Source organism: Paramesorhizobium endophyticum (assembly GCF_014640615.1).
In the GTDB taxonomy this organism is placed as follows: Bacteria; Pseudomonadota; Alphaproteobacteria; order Rhizobiales; family Rhizobiaceae; genus Paramesorhizobium; species Paramesorhizobium endophyticum.
Map to the genome: position 1 here is coordinate 37,990 of NZ_BMHH01000002.1, position 18,861 is coordinate 56,850.

The 18,861-nt window shown below is 61.4% G+C and carries 19 protein-coding genes; 14 read left to right on the forward strand and 5 right to left on the reverse strand.

From position 1 onward, the window contains the following. The first annotated feature begins 67 nt into the window (after positions 1-67). From secY to rplQ, 6 genes are all read left to right on the forward strand, one after another. Positions 68-1,408: a preprotein translocase subunit SecY gene (gene secY, locus IEX53_RS02640; protein ID WP_188821207.1), complete on the forward strand. Its 1,341-nt coding sequence runs from the start codon at positions 68-70 to the stop codon at positions 1,406-1,408. Next, a complete protein-coding gene (locus tag IEX53_RS02645) occupies positions 1,405-1,989 on the forward strand; it encodes an adenylate kinase (protein WP_188821209.1) in 585 nt (194 codons plus the stop codon). The genes secY and IEX53_RS02645 overlap by 4 nt, the downstream gene beginning before the upstream one ends. A 238-nt stretch (positions 1,990-2,227) precedes the next feature. Continuing rightward, positions 2,228-2,596, forward strand: a complete 369-nt coding sequence (gene rpsM, locus IEX53_RS02650) for a 30S ribosomal protein S13 (RefSeq protein ID WP_188821211.1) — start codon at positions 2,228-2,230, stop codon at positions 2,594-2,596. Between the two features lie 146 nt (positions 2,597-2,742). Continuing rightward, complete coding sequence (gene rpsK, locus IEX53_RS02655) at positions 2,743-3,132, forward strand: 30S ribosomal protein S11 (protein ID WP_068881772.1); 390 nt, start codon at positions 2,743-2,745, stop codon at positions 3,130-3,132. A 105-nt stretch (positions 3,133-3,237) separates the two neighbouring features. Further along, a complete protein-coding gene (locus IEX53_RS02660) occupies positions 3,238-4,248 on the forward strand; it encodes a DNA-directed RNA polymerase subunit alpha (RefSeq protein ID WP_188821213.1) in 1,011 nt (336 codons plus the stop codon). 46 nt (positions 4,249-4,294) lie between these two features. Next, a complete protein-coding gene (gene rplQ / locus IEX53_RS02665; RefSeq protein WP_188821215.1) occupies positions 4,295-4,720 on the forward strand; it encodes a 50S ribosomal protein L17 in 426 nt (141 codons plus the stop codon). Positions 4,721-5,030: 310 nt separating this feature from the next. Here the strand turns inward: rplQ and IEX53_RS02670 are convergent, their stop codons facing one another. Continuing rightward, positions 5,031-5,279 (reverse strand): type II toxin-antitoxin system Phd/YefM family antitoxin, encoded by a 249-nt coding sequence (locus IEX53_RS02670; protein ID WP_188821217.1) that lies wholly within the window; start codon positions 5,277-5,279, stop codon positions 5,031-5,033. A gap of 178 nt (positions 5,280-5,457) precedes the next feature. On the opposite strand from IEX53_RS02670, the gene IEX53_RS02675 reads away from it, so the two are divergent. Both IEX53_RS02675 and IEX53_RS02680 read left to right on the forward strand, forming a co-directional pair. Next, a complete protein-coding gene (locus tag IEX53_RS02675) occupies positions 5,458-6,942 on the forward strand; it encodes a DegQ family serine endoprotease (protein ID WP_236016003.1) in 1,485 nt (494 codons plus the stop codon). 16 nt (positions 6,943-6,958) lie between these two features. Continuing rightward, positions 6,959-8,266 (forward strand): replication-associated recombination protein A, encoded by a 1,308-nt coding sequence (locus tag IEX53_RS02680; protein ID WP_188821219.1) that lies wholly within the window; start codon positions 6,959-6,961, stop codon positions 8,264-8,266. Positions 8,267-8,363: 97 nt separating this feature from the next. Here the strand turns inward: IEX53_RS02680 and IEX53_RS02685 are convergent, their stop codons facing one another. Further along, a complete protein-coding gene (locus IEX53_RS02685; RefSeq protein ID WP_188821221.1) occupies positions 8,364-9,005 on the reverse strand; it encodes a TetR/AcrR family transcriptional regulator in 642 nt (213 codons plus the stop codon). A gap of 168 nt (positions 9,006-9,173) precedes the next feature. Between IEX53_RS02685 and IEX53_RS02690 the strand changes: the two genes are divergently transcribed. Then, complete coding sequence (locus IEX53_RS02690; protein ID WP_188821223.1) at positions 9,174-10,208, forward strand: aldo/keto reductase; 1,035 nt, start codon at positions 9,174-9,176, stop codon at positions 10,206-10,208. Positions 10,209-10,326: 118 nt separating this feature from the next. On the opposite strand, the gene IEX53_RS02695 is transcribed toward IEX53_RS02690, so the two are convergent. Further along, the gene (locus tag IEX53_RS02695) at positions 10,327-12,108 is read right to left on the reverse strand and encodes a glucan ABC transporter ATP-binding protein/ permease (RefSeq protein WP_188821225.1); all 1,782 of its coding nucleotides are present in this window, start codon (positions 12,106-12,108) and stop codon (positions 10,327-10,329) included. 349 nt (positions 12,109-12,457) lie between these two features. On the opposite strand from IEX53_RS02695, the gene IEX53_RS02700 reads away from it, so the two are divergent. From IEX53_RS02700 to IEX53_RS02715, 4 genes are all read left to right on the forward strand, one after another. Continuing rightward, positions 12,458-13,441, forward strand: coding sequence for an RluA family pseudouridine synthase (locus IEX53_RS02700; RefSeq protein ID WP_188821227.1), 984 nt, complete (start codon positions 12,458-12,460; stop codon positions 13,439-13,441). Continuing rightward, positions 13,441-14,112: an HAD-IA family hydrolase gene (locus IEX53_RS02705; protein ID WP_188821792.1), complete on the forward strand. Its 672-nt coding sequence runs from the start codon at positions 13,441-13,443 to the stop codon at positions 14,110-14,112. Before IEX53_RS02700 ends, IEX53_RS02705 begins: the two co-directional genes overlap by 1 nt. Then, positions 14,105-14,890: an ATP12 family chaperone protein gene (locus tag IEX53_RS02710; RefSeq protein WP_188821228.1), complete on the forward strand. Its 786-nt coding sequence runs from the start codon at positions 14,105-14,107 to the stop codon at positions 14,888-14,890. The genes IEX53_RS02705 and IEX53_RS02710 overlap by 8 nt, the downstream gene beginning before the upstream one ends. Before the next feature lie 72 nt (positions 14,891-14,962). Beyond that, positions 14,963-15,112, forward strand: a complete 150-nt coding sequence (locus tag IEX53_RS02715) for a hypothetical protein (protein WP_188821229.1) — start codon at positions 14,963-14,965, stop codon at positions 15,110-15,112. A 75-nt stretch (positions 15,113-15,187) separates the two neighbouring features. Here the strand turns inward: IEX53_RS02715 and glnA are convergent, their stop codons facing one another. Together glnA and IEX53_RS02725 are read right to left on the reverse strand one after the other, a co-directional pair. Continuing rightward, entirely contained in the window at positions 15,188-16,597 is a 1,410-nt protein-coding gene (gene glnA, locus IEX53_RS02720; RefSeq protein ID WP_188821230.1) for a type I glutamate--ammonia ligase, read from the reverse strand. Positions 16,598-16,655: 58 nt separating this feature from the next. Beyond that, a complete protein-coding gene (locus IEX53_RS02725) occupies positions 16,656-16,994 on the reverse strand; it encodes a P-II family nitrogen regulator (protein ID WP_188821231.1) in 339 nt (112 codons plus the stop codon). 280 nt (positions 16,995-17,274) lie between these two features. Here IEX53_RS02725 and IEX53_RS02730 point away from each other — a divergent pair, with 280 nt between their 5' ends. Then, on the forward strand, positions 17,275-18,780 hold the full coding sequence (locus tag IEX53_RS02730) for an NAD(P)H-hydrate dehydratase (RefSeq protein WP_188821232.1): 1,506 nt from the start codon (positions 17,275-17,277) through the stop codon (positions 18,778-18,780). Positions 18,781-18,861 lie beyond the last annotated feature (81 nt).

The window sequence follows — 18,861 nt, forward strand, 5'->3', positions numbered from 1 at the left end:
TTATGCCCGTGCGCATATCTGGGGTAGGACCGCCCTTGGTTGGCGGGGGACAGACCGGAGATCTTCCATGGCATCGGCTGCAGAACAGCTTGCATCCAATCTTAATTTTGCGGCCTTTTCTAAGGCCGATGAGCTGAAGCGGCGAATCTGGTTCACGCTGGGCGCGCTGCTCGTCTACCGGTTCGGTACCTATATCCCGCTGCCCGGCATCAATCCTGACGCGCTCGCGCAGGCTTTCCAGCAGCACAGCCAGGGCGTGCTCGGACTTTTCAACATGTTCGCCGGTGGCGCCGTGGGCCGTATGGCCATTTTCGCGCTCGGCATCATGCCTTACATCTCCGCTTCGATCATCGTGCAGCTCATGACGTCGGTTGTCCCGTCGCTTGAAGCGCTGAAGAAGGAAGGGGAGGCGGGCCGCAAGGTCATCAATCAATATACCCGCTACGGCACGGTGCTGCTTGCCACCGTCCAGGCCTATGCCATCGCGGCGGGTCTCGAATCGGGCAATGGCATCGTCACCGATCCCGGCCTGTTCTTCCGAATCTCCACGGTCATCACGCTGGTCGGCGGCACGATGTTCCTGATGTGGCTGGGTGAGCAGATCACCGCGCGCGGCATCGGCAACGGCATTTCGCTGATCATCTTCTCCGGTATCGTCGCGAACCTGCCCCATGCCATCGGTGGCACGCTCGAACTGGGCCGCACCGGTGCGCTTTCGACCGCGCTGATTCTCGGCATCATCATTCTGGCCGTCGCGCTCATCGCCATCATCGTCTTCGTCGAGCGAGCGCAGCGCCGTCTTCTGATCCAATATCCGAAGCGCCAGGTCGGCAACCGCATGTTCCAGGGCGACACGTCGCACCTGCCGCTGAAGCTCAACACTGCCGGCGTCATTCCGCCGATCTTCGCCTCGTCGCTGTTGCTTCTGCCGGCGACCGTCGCGGGCTTTGCCAATACGCAGGAAATGCCCGGCTGGGCGACGACGCTTCTTGCCGCGCTCGGCCATGGCCAGCCCATCTATATGGCGCTCTATGCTGCGCTGATGGTGTTCTTCTGCTTCTTCTACACGGCTATCGTCTTCAATCCGAAGGATACGGCCGACCAGCTCAAGAAGCATTCGGGCTTCATCCCCGGCATTCGTCCGGGCGAGCGGACCGCGGAGTATATCGATTACGTCTTGACCCGCATCACGGTCGTCGGCGCCATCTACATCGTGCTGGTTTGCATGCTGCCCGAGTTTCTGATTTCCGCTACCGGCGTCCCCTTCTATCTTGGCGGCACTTCGCTGCTCATCGTGGTCAGCGTGACGCTCGATACGGTCGCGCAGATCCAGGGCCATCTGATCGCCCATCAATATGAGGGGCTCATCAAGAAATCGAAGCTTCGGGGAGGAAAGCGCAACAAATGAGACTGATTTTTCTTGGTCCTCCGGGGGCAGGCAAGGGGACGCAGGCCAAGTATCTGAGCGAGAAACATGGCATTCCGCAATTGTCGACCGGTGACATGCTCCGTGCAGCGGTTGCCGCCGAGACGGAAGTCGGCAAGCGCGCCAAGGCTGTGATGGATGCCGGGCAACTCGTTTCGGATGACATCGTCAACCAGATTGTCTCGGAACGGATCGACCAGCCGGACTGCGCCAAAGGGTTCATCCTCGATGGATACCCCCGCACCGTTCCGCAGGCAAAGGCGCTGGCCCGGATGCTGGAGGAGAAGGGCCTCGCTCTCGATGCAGTAATCGAACTGAAGGTCGATGAGGCTGCCCTGGTTCGCCGTATGGAAAACCGGGTTGCCGAGACGACCGCCGCAGGCGGCAATGTCCGCTCCGACGACAATCCGGAGGCATTCCGCAAGCGTCTGGTGGAGTATCGCGAGAAGACCGCGCCTTTGTCGGCCTATTATGCCGAGACGGGCGAGTTGAAAGTGGTCAACGGCATGGCCGATGTCGATACGGTGACCGCCGAAATCGAAAGAATACTGATACCGGCCTGAAAACTTTGCAGCCAGGCTATCTTGGCAGGAAGCAAAGCATCGGGGCGATATTGGAAAAGAATGGCCGGGGAGTTGACTTTTCCCGGCGATTCCGCCAAAGACTGCACCAATCATCTCGTTTTTGAATGGTCGGTGCCGGCGAAAACAACAAGAGCCGATACCGGGCATTTTTATGCTGTCTGGTTGAAATTCATTAGAATGTCCGGACAGGGCAGCGGTAACATCAAGGAGAACAGGCGTGGCTCGTATTGCTGGCGTCAACATCCCGACGAACAAGCGCGTTATCATTGCGCTTCAGTACATCCACGGGATCGGGCAGAAGTTTGCCCAGGAAATCATCGACAAGGTCGGCATTCCCGCCGAGCGTCGCGTTCATCAGCTGACGGATGCTGAAGTGCTTCAGATCCGTGAGACCATCGACCGTGATTATCAGGTCGAGGGCGATCTGCGTCGCGAAGTGTCGATGAATATCAAGCGTCTGATGGACCTTGGCTGCTACCGCGGCCTGCGTCATCGCCGCTCGCTCCCGGTTCGCGGCCAGCGCACGCATACCAATGCGCGCACCCGTAAGGGCCCGGCCAAGGCGATTGCCGGCAAGAAGAAGTAATTGAGAGGGTAGTGAGGTAGTGAGTGGTGAGATAGTGAGTAGGGGTAGAAATCCTCTATTCGCTATCTCACTATCTCACTACTCACTATTCCCTCCGGTGTAGCCGCTGGCGTTACGGCGGCGTTGAGATCAACGGAAGGACTACCATGGCCAAGGAAGCCACACGCGTTCGCCGCCGCGAGCGTAAAAACATTTCGTCGGGTGTCGCTCACGTCAATTCGACGTTCAACAACACGATGATCACCATCACGGACGCGCAGGGCAATGCGATTGCCTGGTCCTCCGCCGGTGCGCAGGGGTTCAAGGGCTCGCGCAAGTCGACGCCGTTCGCCGCGCAGATGGCCGCCGAGGATTGCGCCAAGAAGGCGCAGGAGCATGGCATGCGCTCGCTGGAAGTCGAGGTTTGCGGTCCGGGTTCGGGCCGTGAGTCGGCGCTTCGCGCTCTGCAGGCCGCGGGCTTCATGATCACCTCGATCCGTGACGTGACCCCGATCCCGCACAATGGCTGCCGCCCGCGCAAGAAGCGCCGCGTCTAGTAAACTGCGATCTTTTAGCCGCATGAGCCTTTCGGGGCTCCTCTGCGGTTCCACGCTCTGTCACCACGATTGGATGGTGGTGAAGGCAAGGACAAGGAAAATCAAATGATCCAGAAAAACTGGCAGGAACTGATCAAGCCGAACAAGGTCGAGTTCCAGACCTCCGGCAAGACCAAGGCGACCGTCATCGCTGAGCCGCTGGAGCGCGGCTATGGCCTGACGCTGGGCAATGCGCTTCGCCGCGTGCTGCTTTCGTCGCTGCGCGGAGCCGCCGTCACGGCGGTGCAGATCGACGGCGTTCTGCATGAGTTCTCCTCGATCTCTGGCGTGCGTGAGGACGTCACCGATATCGTCCTCAACATCAAGGAAATCGCCATCAAGATGGAAGGCGATGGTCCCAAGCGCATGGTCGTCCGCAAGGAAGGCCCGGGCGTGGTGACGGCCGGCGATATCCAGACGGTTGGCGATGTCGAAATCCTCAATCCGGATCATGTGATCTGCACCCTTGACGAGGGCGCGGAGATCCGCATGGAGTTCACCGTCAACACCGGCAAGGGCTATGTGCCCGCCGACCGCAACCGCGCCGAGGATGCGCCGATTGGGCTCATCCCGGTCGACAGTCTCTATTCGCCGGTGCGCAAGGTGTCGTACAAGGTGGAGAACACCCGTGAGGGCCAGGTTCTCGACTATGACAAGCTGACGCTGAGCATCGAGACCGACGGTTCGATCACCGGTGAGGACGCCGTGGCTTACGCCGCGCGCATCCTGCAGGACCAACTGTCGATCTTCGTCAATTTCGACGAGCCGCAGAAGGAAATGCCGCAGGAGCAGGTGGCGGAACTCGCCTTCAACCCGGCGCTGCTGAAGAAGGTGGACGAGCTGGAGTTGTCGGTGCGTTCGGCGAACTGCCTGAAGAACGACAACATCGTCTATATCGGCGACCTGATCCAGAAGACGGAAGCCGAGATGCTGCGGACGCCGAACTTCGGCCGCAAGTCGCTGAACGAGATCAAGGAAGTTCTGGCATCCATGGGCCTCCATCTTGGCATGGAAATCCCGTCCTGGCCGCCGGAAAACATCGAAGATCTCGCCAAGCGTTACGAAGACCAATATTGAGAATTGCCGGGCCTAGCCCGAAGTTGAAAATTGAAGGAGAAGGCTCATGCGCCACGGTAATTCAGGCCGCAAGCTGAACCGGACTGCCAGCCACCGCAAGGCGATGTTTGCCAATATGGCCGCTTCGCTGATCGAGCATGAGCAGATCGTGACGACGCTGCCCAAGGCCAAGGAAATCCGCCCGATCGTCGAGAAGCTTGTCACGCTCGGCAAGCGCGGCGATCTGCACGCCCGCCGTCAGGCGATTTCGGCGATCCGCGATGTGAAGCTCGTTGCCAAGCTGTTCGATACGCTGGCCACCCGCTACGCGCAGCGCAATGGCGGCTACATCCGCATCATGAAGGCCGGCTTCCGCGCCGGCGACAACGCGCCTCTGGCTGTTGTCGAGTTCGTGGAGCGTGACGTCAACGCCAAGGGCGCCAAGGACATCGCCCGCACCGAGGCGGAAGCCTCCGAAGCAGAAGCGGCCTAATTTCGCATCTGCAATCGAAATTGAACGAGGGGCCGAAAGGCCCCTTTTTCTTTGGGGCCGGATATCAGTTATCGTTGACAATATATCGGAGTTCCCTGGATCCCTTCACCCTCGTGGTTCGAGGCTCATTCCGCTTCGCTCCAATCGCACCTCACCATGAGGGTGAAGGGGCGCCGGCGCTTCCTACAGTCATCAAGCGGAGGAAAGATCGGCGCTCCAGTAGCTCCTCATGGTGAGGTGCTCGTGCAGCGCAGCGGAACGAGCCTCGAACCACGAGGGGCGCTTGGCGCTGCCCTCAATAGGCAATACTCTAGAAAGCGTTTCGCGAGGGCGAGGCACCGCGCTCGAACTCCCCGCCGGGAAATGTTTTCAGATAGGAAAGAAGACTTGGCCGGTTCTTCTTGTTGATGGATGCTCGCGCAATCTCTGCTGCTTCAAGCGGAACCAGTGCGGCGATGGGCTTTCCGCGCCGCGTAATGGTGACGATTTCACCTTTGTTTGCCTCATCGATATAGGCCGACAGGCTGGCTTTTGCATCCTTGAGGCTGACGGTGGACATGATAATCTCGCACACAACGGATATAGGGCGAATCTATATAGCTTTCAGTTGCGAATCAAGCTGACGTTTCCGCCTACGTTTGTCCATTCCCGCCCCTATCGATTTGTAGCTGTCTATGGCTTGGCTGGTTCGAATCTGTTCCTATCTATCCACTCGATATCGATTCAGGAGTTCGCTCATGCCCTTCCGTTCTTCGAGCATTGCCGCTTTTCTTGCGCTGGCGATGGCCGTTGCCCCCATGGCTCCATCCTTCGCGCAGGAAAAGACGACAGGCGGGACGATCACCGATACGATCAAGGGTTTTCTGAGTAGCGGGTCGGACAAGGCCGCACCGTCCGGCAAGCAGGTTCCGGTGAGTCGCGAGCAGATCGAGTGGTCCTATGCGCCGCTGGTGAAAAAGACCGCGCCGGCGGTGGTGAATGTCTATGCCGCACGCGCAGTGGTCACGCGCTCGCCCTTTGCCGGCGATCCGTTCTTCGAGCAATTCTTCGGCAGCCGGTTTCAGGGCCGCCCGCGCATCCAGTCTTCGCTAGGTTCGGGCGTAATCGTCGATCCCAGCGGCATCGTCGTCACCAATTACCATGTCATCAAGGATGCGGACGACATCAAGGTGGCGCTTTCCGATGGACGCGAGTTCGAAAGCCGCATCTTGCTGAAGGACGAGAGCACCGATCTCGCCATCCTCAAGATCGACGCCAAGGAAGCCTTCCCGACCATCCCGCTCGGCAATTCGGACAATGTCGAGGTCGGCGATCTCGTACTGGCGATCGGCAATCCCTTCGGCGTCGGCCAGACGGTGACGAGCGGCATTGTTTCGGCCCAAGCGCGCACCCGCGTCGGCGTTTCCGACATGGATTTCTTCATCCAGACCGACGCTGCCATCAACCCCGGCAATTCCGGCGGCGCGCTTATCGACATGCAGGGCGAACTGATCGGCATCAACACCGCGATCTATTCGCGCTCCGGCGGCTCCATCGGCATCGGCTTCGCCATTCCGTCCAACATGGTGCGCGCTGTTGTGGAAACGGCGAAGAAGGGCGGCAAGAGCTTCGAGCGTCCCTTCATCGGCGCGACCTTCCAGTCGGTGACGCCCGATGTCGCCGATAGCCTGGGGCTCAACCAGCCCTATGGCGCCCTGATCACGGCCATCGACAAGGGCGGTCCGGCGGATAAAGCAGGGCTGAAGGTGGGCGATCTCATCCTCTCCGCCGATGGCCAGCGCGTCGATAATCCGGATGTCCTCGCCTATCGGACCCTGACGACCGGCATCGGCAATCCCATCAAGCTCAATGTGCTGACGAATTCCGCCCAGCACGAAGTGACCGTGACGCTGGCGACCCCGCCCAAGGAAGCCGCCACTAAAACGCAGACGCTGGATGGCGATACGCCGCTGGCCGGTGCTGATGTGGCCGATTTGACGCCGACCCTCGCCCGCAAGTTCCGGCTCGGCAATTCGACGAGCGGCGTGGTGGTGACAGGCGTCTATCGCGGCTCGCCCGCGGCGCAATTGAACTTGCGTCCCGGCGACATCATCCGGCGCGTCAATGGCGTGGATATCGCGTCGACGAGCGACCTGGCGCAGGTCCTCTCGGCGGGCACCAGCCTGCTGTGGCGCTTCGAGTTCGAGCGCAACGGCGCGATCATTCGACAATACATACGCTAATTCCTAGATATAGCGTATGACAGACCTATTCACAGCCAGCATCGACCCGCAGGCCGACCGCAACAGGCCGCTCGCCGACCGCATGCGCCCCCGCCACCTCTCGGAGGTGACGGGGCAGGGGCATTTGACCGGTCCGGAGGGGGTGTTGACCCGCATGATCGCCTCCGGCACCCTCGGCTCCATGATCTTCTGGGGGCCTCCGGGCACCGGCAAGACCACCGTGGCACGGCTTTTGGCGGGCGAAACCAACCTCGCCTTCGAGCAGATATCGGCGATCTTCTCCGGCGTAGCGGATTTGAAGAAGATGTTCGAGGCCGCCCGCGCGCGCCGCATGTCTGGACGCCAGACGCTGCTTTTCGTTGATGAGATTCATCGCTTCAACCGCGCGCAGCAGGACAGTTTCCTGCCTGTCATGGAGGACGGCACGGTCATTCTGATCGGCGCGACGACCGAGAACCCATCCTTCGAGCTCAACGCCGCGCTCCTCTCCCGCGCGCGTGTGCTGACCTTCCACCCGCACGACGCCGACAGCATCGCCACCCTGCTGGCGCGGGCTGAAGAGAGCGAGGGCCGTCCGCTACCGCTCGACGAGGAGGGCAGGGCGAGCCTCATCCGCATGGCCGATGGCGATGGCCGCGCCGCCCTGACGCTGGCCGAAGAGGTCTGGCGCGCCGCCCGCAAGGACGAGATTTTCGACGCCGTGCAATTGCAGGAGGTCGTGCAGCGTCGCGCGCCGGTCTATGACAAGAGCCAGGACGGCCATTACAATCTGATTTCAGCCCTGCATAAATCCGTGCGGGGGTCGGACCCTGACGCCGCGCTCTATTATCTCTGCCGCATGTTCGACGCGGGCGAGGACCCGCTTTATCTGGGGCGGCGTCTGGTGCGCATGGCCTCGGAGGATATCGGCCTTGCCGACCCGCAGGCGCTCGTCATCGCCAATGCCGCCAAGGATGCCTATGATTATCTAGGCTCGCCGGAGGGCGAACTGGCGCTGGCGGAGGCCTGCGTCTACCTCGCCACCGCGCCGAAATCGAACGCCATATATGTGGCCTACAAGGTGGCCATGCGCGCCGCGAAGGAAAACGGCTCACTCGTGCCGCCCAAGCATATCCTGAACGCGCCGACCAAGCTGATGAAGGGCGAAGGTTACGGCGCCGGCTATGCCTATGATCACGACCAGCCGGATGCATTTTCCGGACAGGACTATTTCCCCGAAGCCATGGGGCGTCACATTTTTTATGACCCGCCGGAGCGCGGGTTTGAGCGGGAAATACGTAAAAGGCTGGATTATTGGGCGAAGCTGCGGCGGGAGCGGGGGTAGGGAATTAATCCATACCCTCGGCGCTATTCACCCCCCTCTGTCCTGCCGACGCTTCCGATAATATCTCAACCCATAGGTTCCCCGAATAGCACGCGCGCTACAGCGTCCGCACTTTCGGCGTGGAAGCGATATTGGTTGAACCAGGACTGCCAAACCGCACCCCATCGATGAGCAATCCGACCATCCGCCGGGCTTCTTCCGTATCACCATTGCTGGCGGGCGTTGCCAGGCGCAGGCAGGCGAAGAGCAGTTCGCGGGCGTTGATATCCTTGCGGATCGCGCCGGCTGCTGCGGCAGCGTCGAGCAGGCCTTGCAGCGCCGGGGTGAGTTGGCCTTCCACATAATCGGGCAGGGACTGATAGGCCGGGTCGCCTGAATGCAGCGCGGGGCCGAGGCCGCGCTTGGTCGCGACGAAATCCACCAGCCGCTCCACCCAAAGCGCCAGCGCTTCGTCGGGCGTATGTGTCTCGCGCAGTGTCGCGGCGGTTTCCACGCAAGCGTCCACCTCCCGCTGGATGATCGCCTTGATCATGTCCGAGCGCTGCGGGAAATGCCGGTAGAGCGTGCCGACGCCGACACCGGCCTCCGCCGCAATCGCGCGCATCGGCGCGTCTATTCCCGATTCCGCGAACACTTTCATCGCCGCCTGCAGCACCGCATCGAGATTGCGCCGCGCATCGGCCCGCATCGGGCGGTCCTGCTCGTTGCCTACATCCAGCGTCCCCGCACTCTTTCCCATGATAACCTCTTGCTAAACGGAACAGTGTTCCGTATATAAACGGACGAACGTTCCGTTTATATATCCTCCCGGCCGGGATTTCGCCAGAGCATAATCCCCGAAAAGTTTCCGGACTTTTCGGAAGAGATTCTGCGGCAAAGACAAAGATCTCACACAAGGAGAATTCGCATGCACTATCGTCCGCTGGGCCGTACCGGCATTAGGGTCAGTCCCTGGTGCCTGGGCGCGATGATGTTCGGAAAGATCGCCAATGCCGATCATGACGAATGCGTCCGCATGATCCACAAAGCCCTCGATTTCGGCATCAATTTCATCGACACCGCCGACGCTTACAGCCAGGGCGAGTCCGAGGAGATTGTCGGCAAGGCGCTGAAAGGGCGCAGGGACAATGTCGTGCTCGCCACCAAGGCCTTCCTGCCGATGGGCGACGATCCGAACAGCCAGGGCGGCTCGCGCCGCTGGATTACCCGCGCGGTCGAGGATTCGCTGCGCCGCCTTCAGACAGATTATATCGATGTCTATCAGGTCCACCGGCCTGCGCCGGATACGGACATCGAGGAAACTCTCTCGGTGCTGACAGACCTTATGCGCGCGGGCAAGGTGCGCGCCATCGGTTCCTCCACCTTCCCAGCCGCCGATATCGTGGAAGCGCAATGGGTGGCCGAACGCCGTGGCATCGCGCGCTTCCGCACCGAGCAGCCGCCATATTCGATCCTGAACCGGGCGATCGAGCGCGAGGTGCTTCCCGCCTGCCAGCGCTACGGCATGGGCGTGATGGCGTGGAGCCCGCTCGCCAAGGGCATGCTCACGGGCAAATACCGCAAGGGCGCGCCGCAGCCGGACTCGCTGCGTGTTAGGTTCATGCCGAAGGCCATGTCGGACGAGGGGAGCCTCGATGCGGTAGAGCAGCTTATCCCGCTGGCGGAAAGCGCTGGCATGTCGTTGATGCACATGGCGCTGGCCTTCGTCACATCGCACCCTGCCATTACCGCGGCGATCATCGGCCCACGCACGATGGAGCAGCTTGACGGTCTGCTTGCCGGGGCAGGGGTGGCGCTCTCCGATGAAATCCTCGACCGGATCGATGAGATCGTCCCGCCTGGCGTCGATGTTGCCCCACTGGACCGCGCGGCCTATATCCCGCCGTCGATTGCCGATGTGTCGCAACGGCGCAGGCCGGTGTCGGAGAGGGTGGTGGGATGAGAGTCAAATAAGATCACTGGCCGGGCAGCGGGTGCGCTCGCACCCAGCTAAACCAACGATCCCAACAAAAAAGCCCGGGCACTGCCGGGCTTTTCCACATTCATCAAGCAGATCCTACTTACGCCGCCGCGCCCTTCAGCGGAAAGGGCGTCACATTGCTCTTCTCCGCCGTGTCCTCGGCCAGCAGACCGCCGGCGCGGAGCAGGGAGGCGAAGCGGCCGTTCTGGGCGGCGAGCTCGTCGAATTTACCGGCCTCGATCAGATGGCCCTTGTCGAGGAAGAGCACGAGATCGGCATTGCGCACCGTCGAAAGCCGGTGGGCGATGATGAAGGTGGTGCGATTGCTGGAAAGCTCGTCAATCGCATTCTTCACCTGCGCCTCGGTTTCGACGTCAAGCGCGCTGGTCGCCTCGTCCAGCACCAGGATCGGTGCGTTCTTCAACACCGCGCGGGCAATCGCCAGCCGCTGCCGTTCGCCGCCCGAAAGCTGTGAGCCCCGCTCGCCGACAACCGTGTCGTAGCCAGCGCTCTTCGAGAGGATGAACTCATGCGCTGCAGCGGCGCGAGCGGCTGCATGCACGTCTTCATTAGAGGCGTCAGCGCGGCCGATGCGGATATTGTCCTCGATCGAGCGGTTGAACATGCCTGCATCCTGGAAGACGGTCGCGATGGCATGGCGCAGCGAATGGCGGCTGATCTCGCGGGTATCGATGCCGTCGATGAGGATGCGGCCGCGCTGCGGGTCATAGACGCGCTGCAAAAGGTTGATGAGCGTCGTCTTGCCGGCGCCCGTCGGGCCGACGATGGCGATGGTCTGCCCGGCCTTGGCCTCGAAGGACACGTCATAGACGCCCTGGCCCGAATTGGCGAACTCGAAGGTCACATTGTCGAAGACGATGTTGCCTTCCACATGTTCGAGCGAGCGGACGGAGGCGGGCTCCTGCCGGTCGGCGGTGGAATCCTCCATCTCGAAGAACTCTTCCAGCTTGGCGCGAGCCGTCACCGTCTGGTTGACGAAATTGCTGACCTGGTCGAGACGGGCGATCATGAGCTGGGCAAAGCCGATAAAGGCCACCACTTCGCCGACGCGCAACTCGCCCTTGGTGACGAGATAAGCGCCCAGCAAGAGCACGATCACCATGGAAATAGTCGACGCCATACGGTTGAGGCCGCTGGCGAGCGCCCACCAGTTCAAAACCGGGTTCTGCGCCTGCAGGAGGCGGTCGGTGAACTGCTGCAGCGAGCGGGCTTCCTCGGTGATGCGGTTATAGCTCTGCAGCACGGCGACATTGCTGATCGAGTCGCTGACATGCTCGAAGACCTTGTGATGGTGGCGCTCGACGGCAGCCTGCCCATCCTTGGTCTTGCGGGTGACGAGCTGGCCGATCATCACATAGATGACGCCGAGCACGATGAGCACCAGCGACAGGCGCAGGTCCATCTGCATCGCGGTCGGCACGAGGATGGCGAGGCCCACGACCGTCGAAAGGTGATTGCGCAGGAACTCGAGCCACAGGGTAAACAGAGTTTCCGTGGCGCGCAGCAGCGTATGCAGCGCATTCGACGTGCCGCGCTGGTGGTGCCAGGAAAGCGGCATGGTGATGACGCGCTCGAAGGAATCCGAGAGAACGCCCAGCCGCCGCTTGTGCGCCAGCCGGTCCGCGCCGCGGGCCACCAGCACCACGGCGATGATGTTGAACGCGCCGAGGCCGGCCCACATCGCCAGCGTCGGCAGGATCGCGGTCTTGTCGGATATGGAATCGATCACGCGCCCGAAGAGGATCGGCTCGGCCACCATAACGCCAGCAAGGACGATGTTGGCCACGCAAAGGAGCACGGTCGCCGACTTATCGGCTCCGAGATACCGCAGCGATCTCCAGTAAATGCTCAGCAAGGACAATGTGCCACTCCAACCGTTAGAGGGTAATCCCGGCGCAAAAAGCGTCATGATATTCCACTGGAATAGGTAGTGGCGGTCTCGCTATTAATGAAACCATAATTTGCTACGCCCTGTAACTGGCCGTGATCAAAGGACTTTTTCCATCCCGCTGACACTTTGCATCAACATTCTTTACATCGCGTGAGGACCCGCCGCAAGAAGCGAAACGAGCCTTGGTTTACGCGCACGGGCCTTGCGGTTGGAGCACGAAAGGTTCTAGAGCATGATCCCAAAAGGTTGCAGACTTTTTGGACAAGATCATGCGGCTAAACAAAAAGTAGGCGATAACGAGCATGGATATCGGAAAAACATGGCAGGCGTAGAGCAAAAGACGGTGGAAGCGGGCGAGACGGGCATGCGGCTCGACCGCTGGTTCAAGGTGCATTATCCGGGGCTGGGCTTCGGCCATCTCCAGAAGCTGCTGCGCTCGGGCCAGATCCGGGTCGATGGCGGACGCGCCAAGGCCGACACGCGCATTCAGCCAGGCCAGACCATCCGCATTCCTCCGCTGGGCGTCGATGAGAAAGCCCCCGGGCCGCTGACGGGCCGCACCATCCGCAATCAGGGTGATGCGGACGTTCTGGCGCAGATGCTGCTCTACGAAGACGCGAAGGTCTATGTCTTCAACAAGCCGGCGGGGCTCGCCGTTCAGGGCGGCTCCGGCGTCACGCGCCATGTCGATGATATGCTCGAGGCCTGGCGCAACAAGAAGGGCGAAAAACCCCGGCTCGTGCACCGTCTCGACCGGGATACCTCGGGCGTGCTGGTGGTGGCTAAAACGCGGGGCGCGGCGCAGGCTCTGACCAAGGCTTTCCGTGAGCGCGATACGAAGAAAACCTACTGGGCGCTGGTAAAGGGCGTGCCGCGCAGGCGCGAGGACAAGATTTCCACTTGGCTCGTTCGGGAAACGACGCCTGACGGAGACCGGATGCGCGTTTGCGAGCATGGCGAGCCGGATGCGGATCACGCCGTTTCCTTTTATCGCATCGTGGAATCGGCGGGCCGCAATTTGACTTGGGTCGAAATGGAGCCCTATACGGGCCGCACCCATCAATTGCGCGTTCATGCCGCTCATATCGGCAATCCCATCATCGGCGACCCCAAATATTTCGAGGCGGACACGAATTGGGATTTCCCCGGCGGCATCCAGAACCGCCTGCATCTGCACGCCCGCCGCATCCGCATTCCCAACCCCGGCGGCGGCATCATCGACGTCACCGCGCCCCTGCCGCCGCATATGGTGCAAAGCTGGAACCTGCTTGGCTTCGATGAAGCGACGGCGGAGGCGGAATGATGCGGCTCGTCCTGTTCGATTGCGACGGCACGCTGGTGGACAGCGCGGGCGTCATCCATCGCTGCATGGCGCGGACCTTCGCCGAAGCGGGACTGGCTGAGCTTCAGGAAGCGGAGACCCGCTCCATCATCGGCCTTTCGCTGGATAATGCCATTGCGAAGCTGCTAAACTGCGAGATCGATGCGTCCATCCAGGCACTGACCGCGCGGTATAAATATCATTTCCACGCCATTCGCGATGAGCCGGGCTTTGCCGAACCGTGCTTCCCCGGCATTGCCGAACTGCTCGCCGATCTCGCGCGCCGCGATGATGTGTGTGTGGGCATGGTGACCGGCAAGTCCCGACGCGGTGTGCAATGGGTGCTGGAAGCGCACGGCTTCACCAAGCATTTCCTGGTGGTGCGGACGGCGGATGATTGCCCCTCCAAGCCGCACCCGGCCATGGTGCTGGAAGCCTGCTCGGAGGCCGGATTCGATCCAAGCGACGCACTGGTCGTCGGTGACGCCATATACGACATGCAGATGGCCCGGGCTGCGGGAGCGCTGGCGGTAGGGGTGTCGTGGGGCTATCATACGCCGGAAGCCCTACGCGCCAGCGGAGCACACCAAATACTCGAAACGCCGTCAGACCTTCTGCCAATTCTGGAACGAAAAGAGATGCTCCATGCGTGACATTCTGAACGATCTCGAAAGCGGCGAAGGCCCCGATCCCGTCCGCCGCGCGCAGGAAGCGATGAAGACTCCGCTGCCTAAGAGATTTTACAGTGCCGTCACCGTGGAGGAGCTGGAAGGCGGCTATGGCGTTCATCTCGACGGCAAGCCGGTGCGCACGCCTGGCCGCAGGGCGCTCATCCTGCCCACCCGCGCCGTGGCACAGATCGTCGCCGACGAGTTCGCCCGACAGGAAAAGGTCATCAACCCCGCGAAAATGCCCGCGACCCGCCTCGCCAACACGGCGGTCGATGGCATTGCGGAAGACCCGCAGGCGGTGATTGAGGATCTGCTACGCTTTGCCAATTCCGACATGCTGTTCTATCGCGCCGAGGGACCGGAGGCGCTGGTGAAGCGGCAGGCGGAGCGCTGGGACCCGCTTCTCGATTGGGCCTCCTCGGCACTGGGGGCGCATTTCATCCTCGCCGAGGGCGTCATGCCGGTGGCCCAGCCGCGCGAGGCGCTGGCGGCCTTCGGCGTCCATGTGAACGGCGTCCGCGATCCCGTTGCGCTGGCCGCGCTCCATACCATGACCACTCTCACCGGCTCGGCCATCCTGGCGCTCGCCATAGCCAAGGGGCAGATCGGTGCGAAGGAGGGCTGGGATATCGCCCATCTCGATGAGGACTGGACCGTTGAGCACTGGGGCGAAGACGCGGAAGCGCAGGCCCGGCGCGTCCGGCGCGAAGAGGAAATGATGGCAGCGGCGGCTATGTTTGCCGCAACCTCTTCATCTTGATGTCCTTAAACTGCCCGGTTTGCTGGGTCAGATCGCGCCCAAGGCTCGAAGGCTCGAACAGAGGAGTGTCCTATGATGTCACGTCCTTACGTCTATCTGACGCTGACCTTTTTCATGGTGCTGCTTTCGTCGATGCATCCCTTTGGAACCCCGCAGGATGCGGAGACAAAATCGGAAAACCGGGAAGAGTTCGCAAAGGACTTCATATCCAGGGCAAAATAACCGGTTCCTCCCAAGGTGCCATAAAAAAACCCCGGCGTTTTCCGCCGGGGTTTCTTTTTGGCACTGATCGCAGGATCAGACCGAGTAGTACATGTCGTACTCGACCGGATGCGGCGTCGTCTCGTAACGCAGCGTCTCGGCCATCTTCAGCTCGATGAAAGCGTCGATCTGGTCGTCGTCGAACACGCCGCCGGCCTTCAGGAAGCCGCGATCCTTGTCGAGGCTCTGCAGCGCCTCGCGGAGCGAACCGCAGACGGTCGGAATCTTCTTCAGTTCCTTCGCCGGCAGGTCGTAGAGATCCTTGTCCATGGCCTGGCCCGGATGGATCTTGTTCTTGATGCCGTCGAGGCCGGCCATCAGCAGCGCGGCGAAAGCGAGATACGGATTGGCCGACGGGTCGGGGAAGCGGATTTCCACGCGCTTCGCCTTCGGCGAGGAGCCGAACGGAATACGGCAGGAAGCCGAGCGGTTGCGCGCCGAATAGGCCAGCAGCACGGGCGCCTCATAGCCCGGAACCAGACGCTTGTAGGAGTTGGTCGACGGGTTGGTGAAGGCGTTGATCGCCTTGGCATGCTTGATGATGCCGCCGATGAAGAACAGGCAATTCTCGGAAAGGCCGGCATATTCATTGCCCGCGAAGGTCGGCTTGCCGTCCTTCCAGATCGACATATGAACGTGCATGCCCGAGCCGTTGTCGCCGAAGATCGGCTTCGGCATGAAGGTCGCGGTCTTGCCATAGGCGTTGGCGACCTGATGCACGACGTACTTGTAGATCTGCATCTTGTCGGCGTTGCGGACCAGCGTGTCGAACTTGACGCCCAGCTCATGCTGCGCGGCGGCCACTTCGTGGTGATGCTTCTCGACGGTGACGCCCATCTCGGTCAGCACGGAGAGCATTTCCGAGCGCATGTCCTGCGCGCTGTCGACCGGCGGAACCGGGAAATAGCCGCCCTTGACGCGCGGACGGTGGCCGAGATTGCCCGTCTCGTAATCGGTGTCGTCGTTGGACGGCAGTTCGGAAGAGTCGAGCTTGAAGCCGGTATTGTAGGGATCGACCTTGTACTTCACATCGTCGAAGACGAAGAATTCGGCTTCCGGGCCGACGAAGATCGTGTCGCCGATGCCGAGCGACTTCAAATAGGCTTCGGCCTTCTTGGCGGTCGTGCGCGGGTCGCGATTATAGGCCTCGCCGGAGACCGGGTCGAGGATGTCGCACATGACGACCATGGTCGACTGCGCGAAGAACGGATCGATATGGGCGGTCTCGACATCGGGCATCAGCACCATGTCGGATTCGTTGATCGCCTTCCAGCCGGCGATCGAGGAGCCGTCGAACATCACGCCGTCAACGAACATGTCCTCATCGACGACGCACACATCCATCGTCACATGCTGGAGCTTGCCCTTGGGGTCCGTGAAGCGGAGATCGACGAACTTTACGTCGTTGTCCTTGATCTGTTTCAGAATGTCATTTGCAGTCGTCATTTCGATTTTTCCTCAATTCACACGACATTGCGACGATGGATGATGGGGGAACCCCAAGTCAGATCGCGTCGATACCGGATTCGCCGGTACGGATGCGGATGACTTCTTCGATGTTGGAAACAAAGATCTTTCCGTCGCCGATCCGGCCGGTCTGCGCGGCCTTGCGGATTGCTTCGATCGCCGCTTCCACGGATTCGTCGCCAAGAACCACTTCCACCTTCACCTTCGGCAGGAAGTCCACGACATATTCAGCCCCGCGGTAAAGTTCCGTATGGCCTTTCTGTCGTCCGAAACCCTTGGCTTCAGTGACCGTGATCCCTTGAAGTCCGACTTCCTGAAGCGCTTCCTTCACTTCGTCGAGCTTGAACGGTTTGATGATGGCTTCGATCTTTTTCATCAGAGAACGGACTCCGCTTTCCTTAAAGGCGAAACGGACCTTGCGCCCGCTTCGCTCTTTTGTAAGCAGGAACCATGCCAAATGGTGGGAATTTTGCCTGCCCTCGCGTTTCTTTCGGATGGCGCTGAAAAAACGGATGGAATTGCGCCATGCGACCCGGCAGGATGAACGAGCCGGTCATTGCCCGGCGCGCATTATGCCTCGTCTCGCGCGCACTAAGCGGCGCGAAACTGGGCAAAAGATAGGCAATATGCAAAACGAATAGTCATGGAGTGCCCCGATGCACGCGCTTTTGACCCCGCAGGAAATGGCAGAGGCCGACCGGCTGACGATGAACGAGGGCCCGCTTGACGGCTACGGCCTGATGAAAAACGCCGGCGCGGCCATTGCAGGTGCCGTGCTGAAGCGGTTTCCGGATGCCGGTCGCATCGCCGTGCTTTGCGGACCGGGAAATAATGGCGGGGATGGTTATGTGGCGGCCCGGCTGTTGCGGGAGGCCGGGCTCTCCGTTCGCTGCTACCGAAGCGCGGCGCCGCGCGAGGGCAGCGACGCATTCCTCGCCGCGCGCGATTATTTGGGGCCGGTGCATCCTCTAGAGGATTTCGCTGTGGGCAATTGCGATCTCGTCATCGACGCGCTCTATGGCGCCGGGCTGTCACGTCCGGTGGAAGGGATAGAGCGGTCGATCATCGAGGCTGTGAACGATGCCCGCCTGCCGGTGGTGGCGGTGGATCTGCCGAGCGGCGTTTCCGGGGAGGGCGGGGCGATATTGGGCGCGGGCTTCAATGCCATGCTCACGGTCACCTTCTTCCGCAAGAAGCCCGGCCACCTGCTGCTGCCGGGGCGCGAGCGCTGTGGCGAGGTGTTGGTCGCCGATATCGGCATCAAGGATAGCGTGCTTGAGAAAATCGCGCCGCGCTGCTTTGAGAACACGCCCGATCTCTGGCGCGGGGATTTTCCGAAATTGGCCGACGCCACGCACAAATACCGGCGCGGGCATGTGGCCGTGTTTTCAGGCGGCCTTACGGCAACAGGCGCGGCGCGGCTTTCGGCGCGGGCAGCGGCGCGCATTGGGGCAGGGGCGGTCACGCTTCTCTCTCCGCCGGATGCGCTCATCGTCAACGCCGCGCACCTGACCAGCATCATGCTGCGCAAGATGGAAGGCGATCCGGCTGACCTCTCCTTCATCCGCGAGCGCAAGGTTGCCGCCGCCGTGCTGGGACCCGGTTTCGGCGACATGGCGCACATTCGCACCCTAGCGCCAAGCCTGCTTGACAAGCGCCAGACGGGCGATGGCTTCCGCGGACTGGTGCTGGATGCCGATGGGTTGACCGCATTCGAGGGCGATCCCGATCTTCTGTTCCACGCTTCAGCCGCAACGGATGCCAATGCGCTGGTGCTGACGCCGCATGAAGGCGAGTTCCGCCGCCTGTTACCCGACATCGCCGATGACACGGCATTCTCGAAACTGGAAAAGGCGAGGGCGGCGGCAAAACGCGCCAATGCGGTGGTAATCTACAAAGGCCCCGACACCGTCATCGCCTCACCCGATGGCCGCGCGGCGATCAACATCAACGGCACGCCGCTGCTGGCGACGGCAGGATCGGGCGACGTGCTGGCAGGCATGATTGCCGGCCTCGTCGCGCAAGCCATGCCAGCCTTTGAGGCCGCCACCGCCGCCGTCTGGCTCCACTCCGCCTCGGCCAGACGCTTCGGCCCGGGGCTGATCGCGGAGGATTTGCCGGAGATGTTGGTGGGGGTGTTGGGGACGTTGAAGGTGATGTGAATAACGGCAGAAAGCTCTATGAGATAGCGCTGTTCCGCAGAACTGGATAGGCTCGCGCCTCCTTCCCCCTTGCGGGGAAGG